The following is a 1473-nucleotide window of genomic DNA, read 5'->3' as shown; positions in this document are numbered from 1 at the left end:
TTTCTTCAACTATTCTGCCCCTTTAGTTCCATAAGAAAAGAGCTGCCTTAAAGACAGCTCTGATCTTCAGCTACGCACCTGTTAGTTGATTAAGGATGGGCTTTACACCATTAGACTATCAAATAAAATTCCTGAAAAAATTAACACCATCCCAATAATGATATGGACTTTTTTTTCATTCACTTTTGAATTTTCTAAAATAGTAAAGATGATTCCAATTAGGCCAATATATACAACACTTCTTATAAAATAAGATGTATTTACAAGAAAAAGGTTAGGAAACTTTTGATAAAGACCAGATGTAACACCCATAACAAACAAAAAAAGAGGAATTCTTAATTTCCAATACATTTCTTCACCCCATTTAATCAAGGAAATTATTCCATTATTTTATCATTAATCAATTCATAAATGAGTTATTAATGAACTAAACTGCCCCTTTAGTTCCATAAGACAAAGATGTACCAAAGCAACTCCCTTATTGCATCTGTTAGGTTAAGTACTACGCATTTTTATTTTTAATCTCTTCCAACAGAGAGATAACCCTTTCATTCTGTTTAATTATTGTTTGATTTTGATTTCTCATTTTTGTGAAGTCAAATAAAAATATTAATAAGATTGCTATTATAAGGAAAGCCATAATTCACCTCTACACTCTATTTTTCTCTAAATTATACCAGTTCTTATGCAACTAACCTGCCCCGTTAGTTGCATAAAGAAAGAGCTGCCTTAAAGACAGCTCTGATCCTAAGCTAAAGCACCTGTTAGTTCTATAAGACTTATTGTAGGGTGACATAAACTGTGAAGGAACAAAAGAACTGAAAAGGATAAAAGAGATTAATCTCTTTTATCCTTTTCAAGTAGCTTAATTATTCTATCAAGCTTTTGTTCCATGCTATTGGATTTGTTTGACCTTGTAAGAAGAGAACGAACAAAAAAGTAAACAGCAAAAAACATACCAAACAACAAAATAAACATAATAAATTGATATACTATATCACCGGTATTGAAATCCAAAAAAATCCACCTTGCCTTTTTTTGGATTAATTATAACACATGTATACTGGGCAGAACGTCTACACTAAGCTTATTAAACTAACCTGCCCCGTTAGTGCCATAAGAAAAAGGCTGCCGCAGCAACCCCTGTTATTGAAGTAAAGCACCCGTTAGTTACTTGAAGAAGAGTGATACAAAAATAAAGCCAATTATGATTATAAGAATAAGAATTCCTGTACTTTTCCATCCCATACTGCCTACAAAATCTGGAAGGCCTCCACCGTGAAGACTCCCACCAGGATTCCTTTTTAGTTCTTCTTGTCTTAGTCTTTCTCTTCTTCTTTCAGGTATTTCTTTATCTTCACTCATTTGAACCCCCCCTGTAAATTAAACAATCATCCCTTCTAAATTTTACCATAAATAACCATTATCCTTGTTGAACTATCCTGCCCCTTAGTATTATAAAGGTCAGCCAGT

The 1473-nt window shown here is 32.8% G+C and carries 3 protein-coding genes; all 3 read right to left on the bottom strand.

The window, feature by feature from the left end:
* Positions 1-102: 102 nt before the first annotated feature.
* Entirely contained in the window at positions 103-351 is a 249-nt protein-coding gene (locus J7E52_RS25145) for a hypothetical protein (RefSeq protein WP_214751089.1), read from the bottom strand.
* A 486-nt stretch (positions 352-837) separates the two neighbouring features.
* Positions 838-1017: a DUF4083 domain-containing protein gene (locus J7E52_RS25140; protein WP_286198070.1), complete on the bottom strand. Its 180-nt coding sequence runs from the start codon at positions 1015-1017 to the stop codon at positions 838-840.
* A 153-nt stretch (positions 1018-1170) separates the two neighbouring features.
* Positions 1171-1365: a DUF6366 family protein gene (locus J7E52_RS25135; RefSeq protein ID WP_214751087.1), complete on the bottom strand. Its 195-nt coding sequence runs from the start codon at positions 1363-1365 to the stop codon at positions 1171-1173.
* Between the last annotated feature and the right edge of the window lie 108 nt (positions 1366-1473).

The organism is Bacillus sp. ISL-34 (assembly GCF_018613325.1).
GTDB lineage: Bacteria > Bacillota > Bacilli > Bacillales > DSM-1321 > Peribacillus.
The sequence above is the reverse complement of the archived record's forward strand: the minus strand, read 5'-3'. Positions and strand labels throughout refer to the sequence as shown.

Excerpts from the sequence above, each read along its gene's own strand:
- J7E52_RS25135 (WP_214751087.1), bottom strand. The coding sequence starts at position 1,365 with ATGAGTGAAGATAAAGAAATACCTGAAAGAAGAAGAGAAAGACTAAGA.
- J7E52_RS25145 (WP_214751089.1), bottom strand. The coding sequence starts at position 351 with ATGTATTGGAAATTAAGAATTCCTCTTTTTTTGTTTGTTATGGGTGTT.